Consider the following 21,493-nt stretch of genomic DNA (forward strand, 5'->3'; position numbering starts at 1 on the left):
ATGTTCTTTTATGCCATTCGCATCCTTAATTTGACATAACTTTATCATAATTATGCTAATTCATCAATGAGACTGCTTCTTACGAGATGCATCTGCCACGACCAAGGGCTGTATGGCACGATGCGTGAATGCGTTGTTATAAGGACAGCACCCCAATGGAGTAACTGTCCCAATGCTTTCAGGTTATTCATCTAAGTTGATGCTAACAATCTCATAGATCGTATAAACGGCTTTCTCGTTTCTGCATCTATTTCTATTCGAGCATGAACCCCAAACACCTCAGCGAGCGCCTTCTGGTTCACAATTTCTTCAGGTGTCCCTTTGTACCGTATTTCCCCACCTTTCATCATGATTAAGTCATCCGAGTACATGACCGCATGATTCAAATCATGTAGCACCATGATAATCGTCATGTCCATTGATTCTTTGAGTTTCACAACCAACTCCATGACTTCCAATTGATGACTAATGTCCAGATAGGTAGTTGGCTCATCCAAAAACAGCAATCTCGGTTGCTGGGCAAGAGCCATAGCCATCCAAGCTCGCTGCCGTTCTCCACCAGATAAAGAAGCTACGCTGCGGTCTGCAAGCGGCAGTACACCTGTTTGTTTCATTGAATTGCAGATAATTTCCTGATCTTCATCGTCCAATCTTTGCAGCATATTTTTATGGGGAAATCGGCCATAAGCCACTAGATTTCGGACACTAACATCCGTTGCTTGATCATGCTGTTGCATGAGAAAAGCTAACTCTCTGGCAAGTTCCTTCGGCTTCCATGATTTCATTTCCCTGCCGTCCAGCATGACGCTTCCTCGATCCATCTTCATCTGCCGTGCTAATGTTTTCAGTAATGTACTTTTCCCACATCCATTTGGCCCCAAAATCGTTGTAATATGGCCTTTTTTTATATCTGTTGTCAAAGAGGAAATGATGGTATGCTCGCCATACCGGACGGATAGGTGATCCACTTTAATGATATTCATAATTCCCTCCTGCGAAGCAGAAACAAGAAGAACGGTGCTCCAAGGACACCCATGACAATCCCTACCGGCAGCTCAATGGGCGCAAATGCAAGACGAGCCACCGTATCAGAAATTGTAAGTACAGCTACACTTAATAAGACACTTGCCGGAAGCAGCCAGCGATAATCGCTGCCAATGAGCAAACGAGCAGAATGTGGAACGATCATACCTACAAAACCGAGCAAACCAACTACACTGACGGTACTAGCCGCAAGCAAAGTTGCGATCGCAGTAAAGTATAACCGATACATTTCTACACGCAGACCTAGTGCCTTGGCTTGTGTATCCCCAAGTGCCATAATATTTAATCGTTGGCTGCCTATCAATGCAAGCACAGTTCCTATTATCGTATAAGGAAGAAGGATGTTAACGTGGGGCCAGCTTCTTGCTGATAATCCGCCAACTAAGAATAACAGGGCTCCCCCTACTCGATCACTGTAAAAGGTGAGCAAAGCAGAAATTCCAGCATTGAGCAAAGCAGACACAGCTACTCCTGCAAGAATAACTCTGAGCGGACTTACTCCACCGCGCCAAGCCATCAGATAAATGAGTAAAGCGGCACCAATAGCACCGATGAATGCCACCGGTGTAAGTAAGTACACATAGGATGGAAATAAGATAAGAACCCCGATTCCAAATAAACCGGCTCCTGAGGATACGCCAATAATATGAGGATCAGCCATCGAATTACGCATGACTCCTTGTAGAAGCGCTCCTGATAAAGCAAGACTGATACCGACCAATGCAGCAACGATTGTTCTTGGCAGCCGGATATTCCATATAATATCGCGATAGGTGCTCTCTCCGCCGAGTAACGAAAGTATAACTTCAGGGATCGCTATATTTACGGCTCCGCATATAAGACTTAGACCTATTCCCAGCAAAGCGAAGAGTGCGATTACGACAAGCATACTAGCACGCCATTTTGCACTTTTTTGTTCGATTTTCATTTTACTTTTCCCCGAAAATATCAGGATAAACCAGCTTAGCCAGATAGGATAAGGATTGATCAAAGTTTAACCCTGGATTAGTTACAAAGAGTGAAGATGGGAGGAAATAGATATTATTTTCTTTGACAGCCCTCAATGTTTTCCAAGCAGGATTACTTTCTAAATCAGATTTGAGCTTCTCTTTGCCGTTATCTTCTGTGCCATGCACGGAGAAGAATAGAAAGTCTGGATCCAGTTCAACAAGTTTTTCCAAGCTATAGGGAGCTGAACTAGGCATCTTACCTGCTGGGAGGGATTCAGCGACATTTTTAAGCTTCAAGCGATTGGCAACGTCCAGTGAAAGCGTCGAATTCTTTTGTACGCTAATCCCCATTGGCATGATAGTAATCATTGCAAATTTGGGGCTTTGTTGTGGCAGTTTGCTTATAACGGTTTGCATTTTTTTCTCCGTTTGATCAAGCGCAGCCTTAGTCTCATCTTCTTTCCCTGCTATTTTCCCGAATAGTTCGGCAGCAGCTTTAATATCTTCGTAGCTTTTGATATCGAATAAGGCCAAGGGCACTCTAGAAGCAGCTAAAGAATCTTTCAAGGAGGCATGGAACATCGATTGACCTATAACGAGGTCGGGTTTTAGGCTCATCACTTTTTCCAAGCTAATATGGTTAATCTCACCAACTTGTGCCGTATCTTTGGCCGTTTCTGGAACAAGAATTCCCGGAGCAGTCGCTAATCCAACAGCTTTGCCTCCCACTTGATAGAACAATTCCTGAATTTCTGTGTTTAACAAAATGACACGTTGCGGTTTGTCCTTTAAAGTTAACTCTTGCTTCGTACTGTCTTTGAAAGTCACAAAATTTCCGTTCGAAGGAACAATACTGTTAGCAGGTGTAGCTGGAGTTGTCTGCTGCGCAGCGACAGTAGGGTTTGGCGATGATATTTCCGTAGGCTTCGCGGATGAGCACCCTATAGCTAATGTAGATAAAACGAATGTGCTTGCAATGACTAACCCTAAACGTTTCAAGAAAATTGCACCCCTTTATGTTTCATATGCCATTGATCATATAGCAATATTTAGGGGGCGTGATGACTCCAAAGTGCTATTTATAAGGGAATAATGTGAAGAATTTTTGCCAATTACCCGAACCTAACCTAATTTCGCCATGATGCGCTTTGCAGTCTGCATGCATTTGCAACGACCGAAACCGAACTAAGAGCCATGGCTGTTCCTGCGACCCAAGGAGCCATGTAACCCATAAAAGCCAGCGGTATAGCCAATACATTATACATAAAAGCGAAAAGCAGGTTTTGACGGATGTTCCGCATCGTCTTACGGCTCATCACGATGGCGTCCGCAACACCTCCCAAATCACTATGAAGTAAATTTACGTCTGCCGCTTCCTTCGCGATCTCCGCACCAGTGCCTACAGCAATACCGATATCTGCGGCTGCAAGAGCTGGGGCATCATTCACACCATCACCGACCATGGCGACACGTTTGCCTTTTCGTTGCAGCGTTCTTACTAAGTCTACCTTGTCCTGTGGAAGCATTTCTGCATAGACCGTCGTAATACCCGCTCTAGCAGCAATCGTATGAGCTGTTCTACGCTGGTCACCTGTAACCATTACGATCTCTGTATGCAACTTTTTTAATCGACGTATGGCCTGAGGTGTCGATGATTTCAATGTGTCCATAAGGGCAATAATACCTGCAATCGCACCATCTACCGCAGCAAATAGAACCGTTTTCCCTTCTATTTCTAATTGTTCTGTTACTTGGGCAAATCTTTCAATCGAAATCTCTGAGTGATTCATAAAAGTTCTAGAGCCAATGATGAGGTGGTGTTTATCTACTTGAGCAATCACACCCATTCCGGCAACGACTTGAGATGAAATCGCATCTTTGACTGGAAGTCCGCGCCGAACAGCTTCTTTCACAATCGCTTTGGCAAAAGGATGCTCCGTTCCCTTCTCAGCAGCAGCAAGCAAACGAAGCAGTCGATGTTCCTGACCTGAATCTGTAATGAGATCTGTAACCCTTGGAGCTCCATGGGTAAGTGTTCCCGTCTTATCTAGCAAGACGACATCGATCTGCTGCAATTGCTCCACATACTTCCCTTCTTTAAATAAGATGCCCGATTCCATAGCACGACTCGTACCAACCAAAATCGAGGTTGGCGTTGCTAAGCCTAGAGCGCAAGGGCATGCGATGACAAGTACAGCTATGGCTTTAAACAGTGCCCCTTTGAAGTCTCCCGGACTTAGCCAAAAAGACCATATACACATGGTAAGCAAAGCAAGTCCTAGTACGGCAGGAACAAATACAGCTGCGATACGATCAACAGATCGCGCTATTTCAGCCTTAGAACCCTGTGCTTCCTCCATCAAAAGGATCATTTTATTCAAAGCTGTATGAGATCCAACAGCAGTCACTTGCATGGTAAGGACCCCGTCCATATTTAAGGATCCGCCTATCAGCCGGTCATGTTGACGTTTACCCATAGGAACGGATTCTCCAGTAACGAAAGATTCATCCACAGAAGAGTTGCCGTTCAATACGCGTCCATCCGTAGGAATAATTTCTCCGGGAAGAATAAGCAGTGTGTCTCCAACTTTGACGTTATTTAACATGATGGTCTCCTGATGGTACTCAGGTCCGATGATTATTGCCGTCTGCGGACTTAGGTTTTGCAATTGATGAATGGTCTTCAAACTTCTGTTTTTGGCCGACGCCTCCAACCATTTGCCAAGCAGCACAACGGTTATGATCATGGCGCTTGTCTCAAAATATACGGCGTGTGGGTCAGATCCCCCAGCATGCATCATGTTAATGGTCATATAATGACTGTACAAGTACGCGCATGTCGTACTAAGGACTACAAGCACATCCATATTGGCAGTTTTGCTTTTCAGAGCTTTCCATGCATGAAAGTAAAAAGGAGCACCAATGACAAATTGAACAGGCGTGGCAAGGATCCATTGAAACCACGGCTGAAGAAATAACTCAGGAATCCAAATACTGGATGTTAGCGTATAATGACGCACCATTGCCCACAAAAGTGGAATCGTCAGGAACGCAGATATAAGTAATTTTGCGCCTAAACCAAATACTATTGTCTGTGTCTTATCCTTCTCTCTAGACTTTCTAGCTGAATACCCTAACTGTTCAATGCGAGCAATAATTTGCTCTTTAAGAGCAGAATCGGAGTCCATCAGTACGGTAGCTCGTCCTAATGGTAAATTGACCACAATTTCGCGAACGCCACCCATTTTGCTTACGACCTTCTCAATACGCGCAGAGCAGGCCGCACAAGTCATCCCTTCAATATCCAAGCTCACTTTTTGAAGCATCGAATTTTCATTCACTTTGTCCTGCCTCCCATACAAGTCCACGTACTTACTTGCAACTATATGGGCTATGTTCAAGGAACATGCTAGATTCGTTGTAACTTTTTAAATCGAGTCTTCAAATAGCTCTTTCGAGTCATTAATTTGAATGATGAGTGTCTGAACCAGAACCATCAATCTTCCTATGTACAATTTCTTCTTGATCTAACAACTTGTACAGAACCAACATCGAAACCGAGAACACTATATCCATGAAAATAATTGAAAGCGTTGGGTAATCTGAGATCACCATGACACCCAGCATTGCGCCCATCATCCCCCCCATTAAACCAGCTAACATGCCATCTAAGGAAGCGATAAGATGTACGGATTTTCCTGATACATAGCCAATGAGCATACCAATAGTGACTCCAATGACGGTTGGAAGAAACAATGACGTCAAAAGAATTGCTGCAATTGTACCAACAAGCAAGCTTGAACCCATGGCAATCGTCATTGCTGCCATCATGCCTGTCATTTTAGATAAATACTTACCCTTTGATCTTAAAATGAAGATGAGAATAACAGCTACCAGTAGTACGAAGATCAAAGAAATGATACTTATGTTAATTGTTAGCTCAGAAGGTCCCATTTGCATCTCTGCTGAAATATCCCCTCCGTGTTCATGTGCCGCAACTGTTAATTGACTCATTATCTTCCTCCATTCCAAATGTACATATGCCTCTACAGCTACTTTATTCTAGTTAATGCGAAGGATAGTCAATCTTCTGAAGGTACTTTCATAATTGAACAAAAAATAAAAATCCGCCATTTCAGCGGATTTGAAATTTAACTATTGTATTGTCACTCAACTATATTCTTCCATTCAATAATACGATCACATATTTTGTTGACTAAATGACGCTCATGACTAATGACTAATACACCTGTACCATTACGTTTCGCCCAGTTCAGGACAGAATGCCATATTTGCGCTTGGGTGATTGCATCGAGCATGGTTGTCATTTCATCGGCTATCAGATAACGGGTTCCCTCTCCAAGCGCTCTAGCAACACAAATACGTTGTAACTCACCACCGGATAATTCGTTTGGGTATCGACCTAGCCAGTTGTTTTCGATGGCTAATTCAGCAAGTATATGATTGTTGCTCGCTCCTGACTCTTGAAGAGTTCGACGCAGTTTCCACCTAGGATTCACTGCTTGTTCCGGATGCTGCAGCACCAGTTGCACAGAATTCCGCTGACCGCTGGGAATCCGGCCGCTATCAGCAATAACTTGTCCTTCATGAGGTTGAAGGTGACCGGCAAGCAATTTCCCCAGCGTAGATTTCCCACAACCGCTAGGCCCGACAAGTCCAACAATCTCTCCGCGTTCCATACTAATGTCCACATGCTGAAAAACCCATATCCTATTATAATGATAACCGAGCTTCTTTCCCTCAAGTGGCATGCAAGCACCTCACTTCCCCATCTCTAAGTTTACGAGGTTCAGGAGCAAGCTCTTCACATTCCGATGTAGCCAGAGAACAGCGCGGAGCAAACACGCAGCCCTTCGGTAAAGCATCCGGTACAGGTTGAACGCCGGGGATTGCCGCAAATTGTTGGCTGGGAAGTGCTTTCCATAGCGCCTTCGTGTAGGGGTGCCTCAGCATTTCTCCATCTCCCGTAAAGTCACTGCGAAGTGCGATTTCTACTACAGTTCCTGCATAAAGTACGGCTATTCTATCTGCCACAGTTAAAGCCGCCTCAACATCATGTGTAATCAGCATCACCGCACAGCCTTCTTCTGCCTTCTGACGAAAACGAAAAAATGTTTCTGTCATTGCCAAGTCATCTAGGCCAGGAGTCGGCTCATCCGCAATTAACAACCTAGCTCCGCTAACCGTTGCGGTCGAGATGAGAATTTTACGAGCCATTCCGCCGGATAACTGAAAAGGAAACCATTTTGCAACATACTCGGCAAGGTTATACTTGTTGAAAGCTTTCCGCTGAAGCTCCACAGGATCACCTTGACGAACAGACTGCCGCACCTGCTCCCCGACGCGCATCAAAGGATCCAAATACTGGACAGACTGCGGGATGAGCGCGATTTCTTTGCCACGCAACCTTCTCTGACTTACTGGTGTCAAGGCTTCGCCTTTAAAGTAAATATCGCCTGAGACCTGCGCATTATTAGGGAGAATACCGAGTATGGCATGGGCAAGCAGACTTTTACCTGAACCGCTTGAGCCGACGACCGCCAAGATTTCTCCTGACATGATTGTAAGATGAAGGTTATGAATCATTTCAGTATGCACCTGACGTAGACGGCGATCAAACCGAGTAAAGCGGATCGAAAGTTTACTTACTTTCAGCATAAGCGAGCCCCTTTCTCCAAATTTCATATATTATTGTCATGAGCATGTCGTGGATCCACCCATTGTTTCAAGTTTTCTCCTAACATAGCGAAAGCCCGCACCAGTAACAACAGACATAAGCCTGGAAACAAGGCCAACCACCAAATTCCTGAAGATAAATAGCGCATCGATTCCGATAAAATAATGCCAATTGCCGGCTCGTGTGGGGATAGCCCCATACCTATAAATGTAATAGAAGCTTCATGCAAAATAGCATGCGGGACAATGAGTATGAATCCGACCAAAAGTTGGGGAATTAAATGAGGAATAATGTGCCTAGTCGCGATCCACCAACTGGATTTGCCGAAATTGCGAGAAATTGCAATGTAAGGCGCTGTTTGAATCTGCATCACTTCCGTGCGTATAACCCTCGATAAGCTTGGCCAATGTGTCAAGGCAACACCTATGATAATGCCTTTGGCCCCTCCGCCAAGAACAAAGGCAATTAATAGAAGCGTCACTAGATGAGGCACACTTAGAAATAAATCAGTCAACCAGCTTACGAAGCGATTCACGACATTGCCCATTATCGCGGCCGCAAGTCCCATAATACATGCAATGATGACGCTTGAAGCCCCTGCGACTAGACCTACTTGAAGACTGAGAGCAAGTCCTTTGATCGTGCGAGTAAGCATATCTCGCCCAAGCCAGTCTGTACCAAAAAGATGCTGACTGGAAGGCCCTAAATTACGCTGTTCCAAATTAGTGGATAGACCGGAAGTATTCATCCAAACGGACATTAAATAAATTGCTACTAATACGAACAATGCAAGCAATGATGATAGCCATAACCGATGTCGATAATGAAGTTTAGGCATCAGCATTCCCTCGCGCAGAAGACTTTTTATGATCGCCTACCCTCTTTCATTCTTGGATCGATAAATCGGTAACTTAAATCAGCCATCGCATTTCCTGAATAAACAAATATTGTACTAAACAACACAACTCCCATTAGCAGCGGGATGTCGCCGCGGAGCCCAGCTTCTACTGCCGCCTGACCCAATCCCGGATATGAGAATACTTGCTCAGCTAATACAGCTCCGCCGAACAGCTCGCTGAACGAGGCAAACTGCAGCGTAAGTGCTGGCAAGGCCACATTGCGAAGACCATGTCTCCAAAAGATGGTGAACCCTCGCTCGCCTCGGGCTCTTGCAAACAGCCAATAGTCTTTGTCCTTCACATCAATAAGCTTTTCTCTCGTATGCAGCGCAATTGCTGCGACTCCTGTAACACTAAGAGTCAGAGTAGGCAGCAGTAGATGCTTGACGCGATCCATCAATTGAACTTGATCGGAAGTAATGCCGGCAGGGACCGCAAGACCAACTGGCAAGATTCCTAGCCATACCGCAAAAACAAGAATAAACAGTAAGCCGACCCAAAAAGTCGGTGTTGAGGAAAGGGTATAACAATACCAACGGACTAATTTATCGATCCACGTATTTCGATTCATCGCCGCGAGCACACCCGAAACGAATCCGATCAGTCCAGACAGCAGCCAGGCGGCCCCCATAAGCGCGAGTGAAGAAGCGAAGCGCTCACTGATTACTTCCAGCACAGGACGCCGATAAATCATGGAAGTTCCCAAATCACCGCTCGCCAAAGCGCTCAGCCAATGCCAATAGCGCATCAATGGCGGATCATTCAAACCCCAGTATTGTACGATCGCTTCGCGCTGTTCCGCACTAACCCTCATCATATCGGCACCAACATAAGCTTGAATGGGATCAATCGGCGAGAGATGAACTAGTGTAAAAGAAATCGCGCTCACGGCAATTAGCAGAAAAATCAGACCTAGTCCTTTGCGAATCAAGAAAAGCAAGAAGCCTCGAAGCCGGTTTGTTAGAAATGTTGAGTCCTGTTTTATGATTTCCATTGCCATTCCTCAATGTTATCGGTTACCGGCCAACCATGTCCATGCGGATGAATCTTTTGATTGCCGATATTAAGACCGGATTTAACCAAATAAAGATGATCTAGATTGACCAGCCACGCCCAAGGTGCATCACCTTTTGCGCTTAATCCTGTTTCCCCATCCCATTGAGCCTTTTTCCAGAATGCCCAAGCTTCTTTTTCATTTGTTGCCCGCAAAGCTTGCGTCATGTAATCTTCTACCTTCGGATTATTATAAAAACCAGGGTTATAGTATTCTACTCCGCCAAATTTATTGCTGTAAACATTGTACATCTCGAGAGGATCATGACTCCCCCATCCCAATAGAACTGGATTAGCGTGCATCTGTTTTACAATGTCGTCCCAGCTCTTCCCCTCCACTTTGACCTGAATACCTAAAGGTTTGAGCATATCCGCTGCAGCAATAGCAAGCGATTGGCGAGTGACATCACTAGAGGGATAAAGCAACTTAATTTCTGCTTTTAATGCCCCTTTTTCTACGATTCCATCGTTATCCGTGTCATTCCATCCGTTCTCAGCAAGCAGCTTTTTCGCTGTATTCATGTCTGCATCCGCAAAAACCGCTTCTTGATTGAACCAAGGAAGACCGTCATTCAACGTATAGGCAGGCGTACCATGCCCTTCTAGTACACCTTGTACCAATGCCTTCCTGTCCAAAGCCAGATTAATCGCCTTACGAATGGATGCATCAGCGGTCACATCATTACCAATCGGATAACCATCCTTCGTTTTACCTCCAGATTTCACAAAAGGAAACATAATGCCCCGATTATCGACAGTTTTGGCTGCGATCAGCTCCATCCCATTCACAGCTTGTTTGCTGAAAGCCGCTGGGATAGCTGCCATATCGATTGTCCCCGCTTTGGCTGCCGCAAAAGCAGCATCTTCTCCTAGGAACAGGAAGGTGATCTTTTGGAAAAATGGTTTATTACCGTAGTAATCTGGATTGGCTTCAACAATCAATTGCTGACCCTTATCCCATTGAACTAATTTAAAAGGGCCAGAACCAATCGGTTTAAGGGCATAATCTTTGTTATGGGCATGTTTTGGAACAATGCCTGTTGACACAAGCATCTGTGTAAACGTAGATTGCGGTTCTTTTAATGTAAACTTTACCGTTGTGTCATCTGAGACTTCTACGCTTTTTACGTTGCTCAGATCGATTGAGGAGCCGCTTGCTGCAGCGGTTTGATAAGTATATTGCACATCTGCGGCCGTTAAAGACTTGCCATCGCTGAATTTGACGTCCTTGCGCAACTTCACTGTCCAAACTATACCATCCTGACTTACCTCATATCCGGTAGCTAAATCATTAACAACATTCAAATCTTTGTCTCGTTTGAGCAGCGTGCTTTGAAATAACGGTGAACCGTAACGTCCCCACCCGGTAGTCGGATCAAATCCTGTATCGGGCTCACCGCCGATTGCCAGAACAATGTCTTTTTTCACTGATTCGGCCACTGGCTCTGGCTTCTCTGTCTTACATGCAGTTACACTAATCACTACTGTCAATAAAATTAAAAAAATGAATAAACGATGCCTCAAATCATTCACACTCCCTAATGTTCACGTGTGCAGTAACACGATTCGATAAAATAGTAACACACTATTCTGTCATAGTCATTATTAATTTAAGTGAAATACGTAAGGCAATTAGAAAATATAGGGATAAAGTGCAATACCATCTGTATATCTACTTTCTCTCTCGGCCACTAGGAGGGCAGATTTTGCATTTCACTGGATAGACTCCAGTCAAAGTAACATCACCTCCGTTCCCAAACCCGAAACACTGGAGTTATTCCAGTGGAATTTGGGGTTGAGGCCTCTAGGAGTGCGTTTTTTTGCATTTCACTGGATAATCTCCAGTCAAAGTAGCATTCCCACCTTCCCAAACCCGAAAACACTGGAGTTATTCCAGCGGAATTTGGCAACAGGGTTGGGATTGTAGTTGGGGTTGAATAGGCAGATGCGGTTGCTGTTAGGGTTAGGCGTCACTAGTAGGACTCTCTAAAACAAAAGGGGCTGCCTCGCAACAGTTAATACCCTAATCAACAAAATTCGTGTACAATAGAATAATTCTTTTGAAAGTGAGCTGAAAACTGATGATGTGGTCACCACTATTTGAAAATGATGTACCTGTAGTTATTCTCCCTTAACGGTAGAAAACTACATCTCCGTTAAGGACAGGAATTGTCTTGAAAAACGGAGGGTACAAAATGAAAAACACCTTATTAGGTTCTTTCTATTTATCACTCGCTGCTAGTATTTGGGGCGGCATGTATGTTGTAGTAAAACATGTGGTAGACGTTGTGCCGCCACTTGAATTAGTATGGATTCGTTATGTAATTGCGCTTTTTGCATTGCTAATTATTAGCGTTGTAACCAAACAATCATGGTGTATTAAAAAACGAGACTTGCTATTAATTTTCATCATAGGACTTATTGGAAATACAATTTCTATCCTAACCCAGGAATTTGGTACGATGCTTTCTACAGCACAAATGGGTGCCATTATTACTTCAACGACACCTGCATTTATGGTGCTATTTGCGCGCATCCTTTTAAAAGAAAAAATTACGTTTAACAAAGCAATATCAATTCTTTTAGCCACAATCGGAGTCGGTATTATTGTCGGAAATGCCGATATCGATCCATCTCTTCAACTTGGTGGTCTATCACTGCTTATTGCAGCTCTAACCTGGGCGCTTATGTCTGTTCTTATTAAACGGGTACCGGGGCAATATTCACAAATTGTCATCACGTGCTACACTACCCTTGTAGCAGTTATTTTGCTTACCCCTTCTGCAATTAGCCGATTAGCTGAGCTTGATGTTCAAGCCATGAAGCATCCATCTATTTGGGGCGGTCTTTTGTACTTGGGAGTTATTTCGACAGCATGTGCCTTTTTACTGTGGAATCGCGGGTTGCAAATGCTTAATGCTTCGAGTGGCGGATTGTTTTTCTTTTTCCAACCAATAGTCGGTACTTTTTTAGGGTGGTTATTACTAGGTGAACAAATTGACTTGTCCTTTTGGATAGGTACTTTATTAATTTTTATTGGTGTATTGTTAGTCATTCGAGAAGAATAAGCATTATAAAAAGCTGATTGGCGTTATTTGCCGATCAGCTTTTTGTTATGCCCCTCTGTCAGATTGATGATAGAATGAAATGCAAAGTATTAAACGCCTACGCACAAATAGACAGACCCTCCTAGGAGTTGACATGATACTATGATTGTGGAAAATCACCTTATCCTTTGGAACCATGTATTGCTGAAAATAATGGATGTGCAGCGGACCGAGCTCCCGATTGGCGAGTATTTGCACACATCCCAGCTTTCGTCGAGTGCTCTATTGTACACGATAAAAGGTCGTGCACGGCTCCTGCTGGACGGAGATGAGCACCTATTGGAGAATGGCTATGTTTGTCACGCCGGCAAAGGCGCAGTTCTTAGTATCATGGACATCACCGACCATTTTGAATATTATATCATTCAGTATAAGGCCTCTCTACCGCTGCCATGTAGCCAAGATCTGCTTCAATTACTGGCTCGTACGGAACCATTTGATATCCAATATGGTTTTGTGGTCAGTCATGCTGCTCCGCTGCTCATCTCCTTATCCCGCATGGAGCGGGAATGGAACCAACCGGAAGCGATGGCGAAGCTGCAGGTGAAATCGTTATTTTATCAGTTCATTTGCGAGCTGATGGGACAACTGCAGCACCAGCGATTGGAGCAGGATTCACCGGATATCGTGCTCCAAGCTGTCAGATATATGGATGAACACTATTCCGAACAGATTACAGCAGACACTCTTGCAGCGCTATTGAATTGCAGCTCTCGGACCATGCAGCGTATGTTTAACAAGCGGCTGGCACTTGGGCCGATTGACTACCTGATGCAGATCCGTATAGACAAGGCTAAGGAATTACTTTGTCGTACGAATGCAGGGCTCAAGAATATCGCCGAAGCCGTCGGATATGTGGACAGCTATTATTTCAGCCGATTATTTAAGCGTTACACGGGCGTTTCTCCAAGCGCATATCGAGAAGCGATGCAACAAGCCATAGGCGATGAACCGGAGAATGTTAGTGTTGTCGCGCCTACACTGGAAACAGTTGGCAGCCATAAGAAAGCGGCGTCAGATCCGCTGGATACTGCTATCCGCCGCTCACTGCGGACGATCATTCATCTTAAAGGTGAACTGCTGCTCCGGCGGCAGCCTGAGAAAATTGCTGTGCTTGATCCCCAGTTTATGGACCATATGCTGGCTCTTGGTGAACAGCCGGCCGGCAGCGTCATGGTAACCGGAGATCTTAATAGCTTTCCTGGGTATCTGATCGGCAAGCTCCGTGCGGTTCAGGCCTTGGGAACGATGAATGAACCCGATCTGGAAGCGCTGCTTGCTTTGGCGCCCGATCTGATCATCTGTACCGAGTTCCAGAAGAACATTTATGAAAGCCTTACGCATATAGCACCGACCGTCATGCTCGAGCGCAATCGCGACTGGCGAGATACATTGCGAACCATCGGGCGGATTATAGGCAAGAAACTTGAGGCAGAACAGGTCTTACAGCAGTATAAACACAAAATCAATGGGTTGAAATCGCTGCTTGCAGCTAAGCTGCATGGGCAGTCGGTAACGATGATCCGGCCGCGGGACAATACCATTAGGCTGCATACATGTGCTCATCGTACGGCGGCGATTCTATACAACGATCTGGGGCTGCATCCGCCGAAGTTAGCGGTTGACCGCAAAAGGACCAGTTCAATGATACCTTTGGAGGGGTTGCCAGAGCTGGATGCGGACCATTATTTCGTATTGACCGACAACAAATTTCAAGCTTGGTCGGATGAGATCCAGACCACGACGACATGGAAAAGTCTACGCGCCGTGCAGCAGCATCATGTCTATCACGCCAAAGCGAGCATTTGGATTGCTTATTACGGCCCTATCGCGATGAATCAGGTGGTCGATCATGTAGCGGAAGTTTTCTTGGATGCAAAATGATTCCATTTCTTATACAAACACTGTTGGCTCCGGATCCTCCGATCCGAACAACAGTGTTTTTGTGTCGCCACAATCCATGGAGATTGGCGCAAATATCCATTGAAGATAACCGAACTAGCCGTTATATTGTTCTAAGTGATGATGAGTTTCATTCTCAATAAGAAAAAGTGGAGGAATTACATAATATGTATCCAAAAATCAAGTTTGTATGGACCATTAGCCTTTTAGTCAGTTTGGTTATGTTTCTGGGCGCATGCTCAGCCTCAAATCAAAGCAGCACTAACGCTGGGGTAGGAACCCCGAATCAAGCTAACGCCAAAAATACGGAGTCCGCAAACGGCAACTCCGCAGAGACGCCCGCCCTCGCAGCACCGGTCACTATTCAGCATCTGAAGGGTGAAATGACGCTCAAGAGCGTACCCAAAAAAATTGTCGTGCTGGACGTTCAGTACGCAGATCAAATGCTGGCGCTGGGCTTTAAGCCCGCGGGCAGCGTAATAGCCGAAACCGACAACGGGCTCCCTCCCTATTTGGGCGATAAGATGGGCAATATCCCGTTACTCGGAACCTATTTGGAACCTAATTTGGAAGGAATCATTGCAATTGAACCCGATCTCATCATCGCTACGGATTACCATAATAAGATCTACGATAATTTAGTGAAAATCGCACCAACGATTATCCTACAGCGTACTGAGGATTGGCAAACCGTACTATTGAAGTTTGGGCAAATCTTGAATAAGCCACAAGAGGCACAGGATATGGTTACTGGATACAAGCAAAAAATAAACGATCTAAAAGCTGCATTGGCACCTAAAATGAAGGGCCAAACAGTTGCCTTGATCCGGCCTAGAGATAAAATGATTCGTCTCCAAACGACTTCACATCGTACTTCACAAATTCTGTATGACGATCTGGGCTTGGCTCCACCCCAAATGGCAATCAACGCTAAGGATACAAGCACGATGATTTCACTTGAAGTTCTACCAGAATTAGCTGCCGATCATATGTTTCTGCTTCAGGACGATACGAATTTGGAGCTAACGACGAAATTTCAGGACACTTCCATCTGGAAAAATTTGAAGGCGGTTAAGGACAAACATGTATATGCGGAAAACACGGCGCAGTGGATCGGTTATTATGGACCTATTGCCATCAATTTGATTGTCGATCAGATCGCTGATGCGCTCAAATAAATCCTTTTGAACAGAGAATACTAGGGGGTTTTGGTGTATGAACAAGCAGTCGCGGCTCGCGCTGGATGAATGGGATTACTTGAGCCGACATTTTGGCTTGTGTGAATCTGATCCAACCCGTTCTGTTTATTCAGTGAAAGCATTGGACTTGCTCGATGTGGAGATATGCTCTGATTATCTGGACCGGCTAACCGTGCTGCTGCAGTCTCCGTCGAGGATGATCACAGCTTCGCAGTTTTTTAAAAGGTACGCGGCCTTGACCGCAGTTCCGCTGCTGTACGCCATGACAGTGTACAATAAGGGACTGGATTTATCTGCCGATAATTGCTCTCTTGCATCTTCACCGGGTCACTCCTGGCTGGAATATGTCAGTCTTGGCGATATGGATGCTGCAATACCCGAAGCTAGCGAACGGCATATTTGGCGCAATACGGTTATTCAAGCTCTTTTTGCCGGGAATATAGGGAAATTAATAGCGGTCATGTCTAAAGTGGCCAACATCCCCAAATCGATATTATGGGAAAATGTTGCGGTTCGTGTGTTCTCACTATACGAGAAACGAATCGGGGTAACGGGTGAACAGCAAGAGCAATCCCGAGCAGACTTTCAGTATTTGATTCATCGGGCTCCTGGTGCTTTATTCGGGGAAAAACAAAACCCGTTAAGCCGCTTTTATGGCAAACCGACATTCTCATCAGCTTCTAATATGCCTATGCGGGTTCGTAAAACCTGCTGCTTCTACTACGAGGTCTCCAGTGTGGAAGAGTACTGTTCCAGCTGTCCGAAGTTGAAGAGCTAAGGCATACAAGTAGTAAAAATGCGGCAGCCATGGACGAGAAAATTGAGTCCTAGACTGCCGCTGTTTATTCGAGCTCTTTATTTCAATACATAGCAAACTTATAGTGAATCGTTACCTCCAAAATGTAATCTTGTCAGAACTTAATCGAACTGACTCATGCCCTTCTTCCTTGGCTTTTCCTATTGAAATAATCATTATTGGCGCATAGCGTTCTTCATCTAAATCAAATGCTTTTGCTACCTGATCAACTTCAAAACCGGCCATTGGGTTCGTATCATACCCATGTGCATGAGCTACTAACATTAACTGCATGGCAAAAAGGCTGCTATCGATTTTGGCAACTTCAATTTTCAGTTCTTTTGGTAGAGCCGGAAACATTGATAGAATTGTACCGAGTTGACGATCCCGTACTTCAGCTGGCATTTTTCCTTGTTCCACGGCTGTATTGTAAATCTCTTCAGCATATACATAGCTTTGGGTATCGCCAAAAATTAATAACATGGCGGATGAAGTATCGTTTTGTAAGGTATTGAATCGTACAAGAGGTCTCAGTTTTTCTTTTCCTTCCGGAGTATCAACCACAATTACACGCCAAGGCTGCATATTGGCAGAGGACGGAGCCAAACTGGCTTCCGAAATAATTTCGCTTATCTCTTCATGGGATATTTTAATGTTCTCGTCATAATTACGCACAGAGCGTCGTCCCTTGACTACACTAGTGAAATCGTTATTTAAAATATGGTTAAACATAGAATCTCTCCCTTTGATAACATTAGATTTTTTTGACATTGTGTATGCCATTCGTTATCATATTCGTATTATGAACTATAAACCTAGGTTTATAGCAATACATACAGAGGTCCTATTATGAAAATAAATGATGTTTCCAAATTAACGGGTCTGCCAATATCAACATTGAGATTCTATGAACGTAAAAACCTAATTCCGGACACATTTGTTAAAAGAGATGTAAATAATTATCGTATTTACTCAGAAGAGATTGTTGAATTTCTCAATGATGTGAAGGTACTTTTATCCGTAGACTTTTCTATAGAAGAGTTAAGTTTGCTAGTAAATCAACAACTTAATTTATCATACGAGGTAAAGAAAAAAATAGTTGAACAAAAAATCAAAGAAATTGAAGATGTCCAGAAACGATTGAAAAAGTCGAAACAATTTTTGAATGCAGTCTTGGAAGGAAAAGCAAATTTTCAAACAAAGTGTTAAGGATACTCACAGGCCCCCTACTTCAAGTTGGGAAAATAGAAGGCAGCCGTCTCAATCCGACGGCTGCCTTCTATTTATACTCGTAGTCGCTTCATATCTTGTCTAGGTGTAAAGCGAAAAACCACTGATCTACATCGGATTTGTTCATTTATCGTAATTTGGATATCCTACCAACAAGTTTAAAGAGTTGTTTCCAGGTTGGTCATTCGATTCCGTTCATCGAAATGTGCTGTAACCGTAAGCTTAGCAGAAACGCCTGTTAAACTGTCATTCGATTCAGAAACTGTAAAACCTTTGTCTTTCAAATAAAAGCTAAGTGCTTTTCTATGATTGAGCTCAAATGCCATGATTAGTTGTGGAAATACGGTCAATACCGCTTCAGGTCTTTCCTTTAAATCTTCTTCTATCACATCAATAGTGAAAAATGCCGTTCCTGCGCCAAAGTTGCCTGCATAATAAAAACGGTTTTTAAACATTCCTGAAGCAATGCTTGCAATCATATGTCCTTCATGGTCGGTCGCAGACATTTTTGCTTCTTTCAGTTCAAATATGTTGTTCTTAATACCATACGCTTTCATTTGATTGGCTTGTGTCAAACTACTTGAGGAAATCTGTGCTTGCGTGTTTGCCCAAGCCCATAACCAAGTGTCTGATTTGTGCGAAACACTACCCAACATTTGAATGGGGAAAGTCAAATCCTCCCCAAATGTCGCTGTTCCCGCGCTCATATCAACATTCCAATCAAGATTGGCGATTGTATTGGACATTGCTAGTTGTTTCTCAAAAGCAACACCACTGTATCGCTCTAATAATTCTTCTAACGATGAAAAGTTCTCAACATCTTGTAAAAAAACTTTATGTGCAACAGGTTCAGAATTTCGCTTCTTTAAAAAATCAAATATTCCCATTTCTCCACCCACTTCATATGAATTCCGTTATTACACTTTGCCGAAGAAAAAAGCACGAAAAATGCCCTCGATCCCCTTATAGGACAGATGGCATTTCTTGTATTACTTCCAATATTGAGCACCAAAAGCATCACGTCCGGAGGTACTCCGTTCTTCCTTATATTCCTTGGGGTTTTTGATGTGGTAATTCTGGTGGTATTCCTCCGCAGGAAAAAAAACCACAGCCGGTTTAATCTTTGTTACAATCGGCTTATCAAAACGTCCGCTATTCCCGAGCTCTTCTCTTGACTTTAGGGCAAGCTTATGCTGGTCTTCATTGTGATAAAAAATGGCAGTACGATACTGGCTGCCTCGGTCAATATATTGTCCTTCATCATCGGTAGGATCTATTTGTGGCCAATATAGCTCAAGCAGTTTCTCATAAGGAAAGATGGTCGGATCGAACGTAATCTCGACAACTTCCAAATGACCGGTTTTCCCAGTTTTCACTTGTTCATAAGTAGGATTTTCCACTGTACCACCCATATAACCGGATAGTATCCCATGTATACCTGGTTGTTCTTCGAACGGGCTTACCATACACCAGAAGCAGCCACCAGCGAATGTTGCTTTTTGCATCACTTGCTCTCCTCGATTCCATTGTAAACTGATTAGATATTTGCATTTTCGTGACGATTTTTATTATAAGTCTTAATCTACTATAAGTACACTGGAGTTCTTCGATGGACTTGTTGAACGCGAGTATTGGCAGCAATTGATCCTACTGATGCTACTGGACAAGGTAACGATCGTAAAAGCCAATATCGAGCTGCTATCTTATTTCATGATGAAGAACAACATATGCTAGCCATAAAATCTAAAGAAGAACTTGGAAAAAGCGGTAGGTTCGATAAGCCTATTGTCACCGGGATAGAGGAATCTTCTGTATTTTATCCAGCTGAAGAGTACCATCAGAATTACCATCGAAAGAATCCAAAGTATTATAAAGAATCCCGAGTATATTCTGGTCGTGATGCGATTATAGAGAAATACTGGAGTTAAAGATCTCATTTTGCAGTGTTATCCTGTTTATTGCTTTAGTCTTTATCTTCAATGACAGCAATTCCATCTATTTCAAGAAGGCAAAATGGACGCGCAAATTCTGAAACAAATAGAACGGTGAGTTGCATTTTCTGAAGCTAGAATCGTTGCGATATTAGTAAGCGCCTGCTTAGTTTGCAATTTCAAATCACCAACTCCAACTAGCTCACCTGTTGAATTAATAGCATGTTGTCCGCCTATATAAATTGTTTTTGCCTTTCCACTTACGGTAATCGCTTGACTAAATGCTTTTGATTTAAATAATCCCTCTGGGTTTTTATGCTCCATTTTGAATGTAGACATTGGTTATCCTCCTTTGAGCAATTCAATCTTCTTATTCCCCGTGATCGGAACCGATCAGCTCTCCCATCGTTCCCCGAACATAATACAGCTCTACCATGTACCTATAACTGTCCATCAATTGAATGTCCTTCTTGGCGAAGCCTTCTTTCCAGTCAGCGAACGCTAATCAGTATGGCTTGCCGATTGCGACTGCAAAAGAAACACCTCTCGTTTATTCTTAATGATCTAAATCAATTTTTAAGATATGAGATAAAAATACCTTCTTTTGGAAGGGAATAAGGATATTTCATCTGTTTTTATTAAGGAGTTACTGGACGCGTGAAAGCTCTTTATGTTTCCCTTGAAGAATGTGCTAAAATATGGTTAAGCAGATTAATACTCTGCGTATACGAACGCACAGAGGTTTCCAAAACTTTAATTTAGGAGGTTATAATATGGATGATTATTATTTGGTCAAGGACGGTAGAATTGTACGCTGGGACGGGCTAACACTAGGGGGAAGCAAAATCAGAGCCGATGAGCTAATTGAGTCATTTGGACGTAAGGCTATTGATGAAATTGAACAATTTGGATTTTACACTATAAAGAAATCTTAACGTACCTCCGCATTAACGTAATAGAGGCTGCCGTTTGTATCGGCAGCCTCTTTTCATTCTGTGTTACGTACACTAAAGTATTATTTATTCTGAAGCCCCATGATTATGAAATTCAAGCAAACCTGCCCGCGTCAATTCATCCACATGAATTTCAGACAATTCCTCTAAGATCCCCATTCCATATTCGGTCAATCGTATGAAAATACTGCGTTTGTCCTCCGGATTCGGAAGACGCTGAACCAACACCATTTCTTCACACCGCTTTATCAACTCTGCACAAGCATGGGGGGTGATCTGCAAACGCTCAGCAAGCTCTTTGGGCGTTGCGTAGTCCCGTTCGGGAAATCCCATAATAGACAGCATCAGTTGGTGATATTGAGGGGTAAGCCCTTTTCCCCGCGCAGCTTCCTCACTGAAGCGAATAAATTTACGAATGCGATATCGGAATAACGCTAGTTGCTCGTACACATATTTGGGCAATTGCTTCTCATTCATGTCAGGTTCAGGCTCCTTATCAAAAACAGATTACATATAGTTTATAGTATTCACTCTAATGGGACAATTCCAAAAAATAAATAAGGCATAATCAAGTCACTTTATATAACACGTATATTACCATATTGAAAAAAAACATGAACTTTAATGTTTTAATGTCATGTTATATAACATATAATATTGACTTAAGTCGTAGAGCGATATATATTTATGATAGTTATATCCAGTTATGTTTTGTTGAGTATTTCGTTCTA

21 protein-coding genes and 1 pseudogene are annotated in these 21,493 nt (G+C 43.4%); 7 read left to right on the plus strand and 15 right to left on the minus strand.

Annotated elements, in window-relative coordinates; all coding sequences use genetic code 11:
* Window positions 1-191 precede the first annotated feature (191 nt).
* The 10 genes from HQN90_RS07680 to HQN90_RS07725 form a co-directional block, all read right to left on the minus strand.
* On the minus strand, window positions 192-983 hold the full coding sequence (locus HQN90_RS07680; protein ID WP_216855245.1) for an ABC transporter ATP-binding protein: 792 nt from the start codon (window positions 981-983) through the stop codon (window positions 192-194).
* Window positions 980-1,972 (minus strand): FecCD family ABC transporter permease, encoded by a 993-nt coding sequence (locus HQN90_RS07685; protein ID WP_173217196.1) that lies wholly within the window; start codon window positions 1,970-1,972, stop codon window positions 980-982. Before HQN90_RS07685 ends, HQN90_RS07680 begins: the two co-directional genes overlap by 4 nt.
* A gap of 1 nt (window position 1,973) precedes the next feature.
* Window positions 1,974-2,822, minus strand: coding sequence for an ABC transporter substrate-binding protein (locus tag HQN90_RS07690; RefSeq protein WP_173217197.1), 849 nt, complete (start codon window positions 2,820-2,822; stop codon window positions 1,974-1,976).
* Between the two features lie 299 nt (window positions 2,823-3,121).
* Window positions 3,122-5,335, minus strand: a complete 2,214-nt coding sequence (locus HQN90_RS07695; RefSeq protein ID WP_338042292.1) for a heavy metal translocating P-type ATPase — start codon at window positions 5,333-5,335, stop codon at window positions 3,122-3,124.
* Window positions 5,336-5,456: 121 nt separating this feature from the next.
* Window positions 5,457-6,008 (minus strand): hypothetical protein, encoded by a 552-nt coding sequence (locus HQN90_RS07700; protein ID WP_173217198.1) that lies wholly within the window; start codon window positions 6,006-6,008, stop codon window positions 5,457-5,459.
* 152 nt (window positions 6,009-6,160) lie between these two features.
* Window positions 6,161-6,766, minus strand: coding sequence for an ABC transporter ATP-binding protein (locus tag HQN90_RS07705; protein ID WP_173217199.1), 606 nt, complete (start codon window positions 6,764-6,766; stop codon window positions 6,161-6,163).
* Window positions 6,756-7,673 carry an ABC transporter ATP-binding protein gene (locus HQN90_RS07710; RefSeq protein ID WP_216855246.1) on the minus strand — a complete coding sequence of 306 codons (918 nt, stop codon included), beginning with the start codon at window positions 7,671-7,673 and terminating at the stop codon, window positions 6,756-6,758. The genes HQN90_RS07705 and HQN90_RS07710 overlap by 11 nt, the downstream gene beginning before the upstream one ends.
* 23 nt (window positions 7,674-7,696) lie before the next feature.
* Window positions 7,697-8,530, minus strand: coding sequence for an ABC transporter permease (locus HQN90_RS07715; protein ID WP_246362139.1), 834 nt, complete (start codon window positions 8,528-8,530; stop codon window positions 7,697-7,699).
* 26 nt (window positions 8,531-8,556) lie between these two features.
* Complete coding sequence (locus tag HQN90_RS07720) at window positions 8,557-9,585, minus strand: ABC transporter permease (protein ID WP_246362141.1); 1,029 nt, start codon at window positions 9,583-9,585, stop codon at window positions 8,557-8,559.
* On the minus strand, window positions 9,573-11,177 hold the full coding sequence (locus HQN90_RS07725; protein ID WP_173217203.1) for an ABC transporter substrate-binding protein: 1,605 nt from the start codon (window positions 11,175-11,177) through the stop codon (window positions 9,573-9,575). Before HQN90_RS07725 ends, HQN90_RS07720 begins: the two co-directional genes overlap by 13 nt.
* A 662-nt stretch (window positions 11,178-11,839) precedes the next feature.
* On the opposite strand from HQN90_RS07725, the gene HQN90_RS07730 reads away from it, so the two are divergent.
* From HQN90_RS07730 to HQN90_RS07745, 4 genes are all read left to right on the plus strand, one after another.
* A complete protein-coding gene (locus tag HQN90_RS07730) occupies window positions 11,840-12,712 on the plus strand; it encodes a DMT family transporter (protein WP_173217204.1) in 873 nt (290 codons plus the stop codon).
* A 141-nt stretch (window positions 12,713-12,853) separates the two neighbouring features.
* Window positions 12,854-14,635, plus strand: a complete 1,782-nt coding sequence (locus HQN90_RS07735) for an AraC family transcriptional regulator (RefSeq protein ID WP_173217205.1) — start codon at window positions 12,854-12,856, stop codon at window positions 14,633-14,635.
* 185 nt (window positions 14,636-14,820) lie between these two features.
* Window positions 14,821-15,831 (plus strand): ABC transporter substrate-binding protein, encoded by a 1,011-nt coding sequence (locus HQN90_RS07740; protein ID WP_173217206.1) that lies wholly within the window; start codon window positions 14,821-14,823, stop codon window positions 15,829-15,831.
* Between the two features lie 37 nt (window positions 15,832-15,868).
* Complete coding sequence (locus HQN90_RS07745; RefSeq protein WP_173217435.1) at window positions 15,869-16,630, plus strand: IucA/IucC family C-terminal-domain containing protein; 762 nt, start codon at window positions 15,869-15,871, stop codon at window positions 16,628-16,630.
* Window positions 16,631-16,741: 111 nt separating this feature from the next.
* Here the strand turns inward: HQN90_RS07745 and HQN90_RS07750 are convergent, their stop codons facing one another.
* Window positions 16,742-17,380 carry a nitroreductase family protein gene (locus tag HQN90_RS07750; RefSeq protein ID WP_173217207.1) on the minus strand — a complete coding sequence of 213 codons (639 nt, stop codon included), beginning with the start codon at window positions 17,378-17,380 and terminating at the stop codon, window positions 16,742-16,744.
* A gap of 117 nt (window positions 17,381-17,497) precedes the next feature.
* On the opposite strand from HQN90_RS07750, the gene HQN90_RS07755 reads away from it, so the two are divergent.
* Entirely contained in the window at window positions 17,498-17,857 is a 360-nt protein-coding gene (locus tag HQN90_RS07755; RefSeq protein WP_173217208.1) for a MerR family transcriptional regulator, read from the plus strand.
* A gap of 179 nt (window positions 17,858-18,036) precedes the next feature.
* Here the strand turns inward: HQN90_RS07755 and HQN90_RS07760 are convergent, their stop codons facing one another.
* A complete protein-coding gene (locus tag HQN90_RS07760) occupies window positions 18,037-18,765 on the minus strand; it encodes a DUF6882 domain-containing protein (RefSeq protein WP_173217209.1) in 729 nt (242 codons plus the stop codon).
* Window positions 18,766-18,867: 102 nt separating this feature from the next.
* Window positions 18,868-19,383: a peptide-methionine (S)-S-oxide reductase MsrA gene (gene msrA, locus HQN90_RS07765; RefSeq protein WP_173217210.1), complete on the minus strand. Its 516-nt coding sequence runs from the start codon at window positions 19,381-19,383 to the stop codon at window positions 18,868-18,870.
* A 135-nt stretch (window positions 19,384-19,518) separates the two neighbouring features.
* Between msrA and HQN90_RS07770 the strand changes: the two are divergent.
* Window positions 19,519-19,806 (plus strand): annotated as a pseudogene (locus HQN90_RS07770) (peptide-methionine (S)-S-oxide reductase); the annotation flags it as partial.
* Window positions 19,807-19,878: 72 nt separating this feature from the next.
* Here HQN90_RS07770 and HQN90_RS07775 read toward each other — a convergent pair.
* Window positions 19,879-20,148, minus strand: a complete 270-nt coding sequence (locus HQN90_RS07775; protein ID WP_216855248.1) for a RidA family protein — start codon at window positions 20,146-20,148, stop codon at window positions 19,879-19,881.
* 434 nt (window positions 20,149-20,582) lie between these two features.
* Here HQN90_RS07775 and HQN90_RS07780 point away from each other — a divergent pair, with 434 nt between their 5' ends.
* Complete coding sequence (locus tag HQN90_RS07780) at window positions 20,583-20,744, plus strand: hypothetical protein (RefSeq protein WP_158082112.1); 162 nt, start codon at window positions 20,583-20,585, stop codon at window positions 20,742-20,744.
* Between the two features lie 84 nt (window positions 20,745-20,828).
* On the opposite strand, the gene HQN90_RS07785 is transcribed toward HQN90_RS07780, so the two are convergent.
* Window positions 20,829-21,239: a MarR family winged helix-turn-helix transcriptional regulator gene (locus tag HQN90_RS07785; protein WP_173217211.1), complete on the minus strand. Its 411-nt coding sequence runs from the start codon at window positions 21,237-21,239 to the stop codon at window positions 20,829-20,831.
* Between the last annotated feature and the right edge of the window lie 254 nt (window positions 21,240-21,493).

Source organism: Paenibacillus alba, from assembly GCF_013204855.1.
In the GTDB taxonomy this organism is placed as follows: domain Bacteria; phylum Bacillota; class Bacilli; order Paenibacillales; family NBRC-103111; genus Paenibacillus_E; species Paenibacillus_E alba.